This window comes from Lactobacillus delbrueckii subsp. delbrueckii DSM 20074 = JCM 1012 (assembly GCF_001433875.1).
Classification (GTDB): domain Bacteria; phylum Bacillota; class Bacilli; order Lactobacillales; family Lactobacillaceae; genus Lactobacillus; species Lactobacillus delbrueckii.
The window spans coordinates 1-337 of the sequence record NZ_AZCR01000144.1 but is presented as its reverse complement, the minus strand read 5'-3'; the positions used below and the strand labels follow the sequence as shown (position 1 = coordinate 337).

General features: G+C 52.8%; 4 tRNA genes. All 4 read right to left on the bottom strand.

From position 1 onward, the window contains the following. Positions 1–9 precede the first annotated feature (9 nt). The 4 genes from FD23_RS08875 to FD23_RS08860 all read right to left on the bottom strand — a co-directional run bounded on the left by FD23_RS08875 (position 10) and on the right by FD23_RS08860 (position 335). Positions 10–81 (bottom strand) — tRNA-Glu (locus tag FD23_RS08875). A gap of 3 nt (positions 82–84) precedes the next feature. Further along, a tRNA-Val gene (locus tag FD23_RS08870) sits at positions 85–157 on the bottom strand. A gap of 2 nt (positions 158–159) precedes the next feature. Then, positions 160–233: transfer RNA gene (locus tag FD23_RS08865), tRNA-Arg, on the bottom strand. A 30-nt stretch (positions 234–263) separates the two neighbouring features. Continuing rightward, a tRNA-Gly gene (locus tag FD23_RS08860) sits at positions 264–335 on the bottom strand. Between the last annotated feature and the right edge of the window lie 2 nt (positions 336–337).

Sequence of the window (337 nt, the reverse complement as noted above, 5' to 3'; positions counted from 1 at the left end):
TTCCGGCAATGACCCGTACGGGATTTGAACCCATGTTACCGCCGTGAAAGGGCGGTGTCTTAACCACTTGACCAACGGGCCAGATGGAGGATACAGGGCTCGAACCTGTGACCCTCTGCTTGTAAGGCAGATGCTCTCCCAGCTGAGCTAATCCTCCAATGCACCCAGTAGGACTTGAACCTACAACCTTCTGATTCGTAGTCAGACACTCTATCCAGTTGCGCTATGGGTGCATCTGTTCAATTAAGCATCGCTTGATGCTAAGCGGAAGACGGGATTCGAACCCGCGACCCCCACCATGGCAAGGTGATGTTCTACCACTGAACTACTTCCGCAT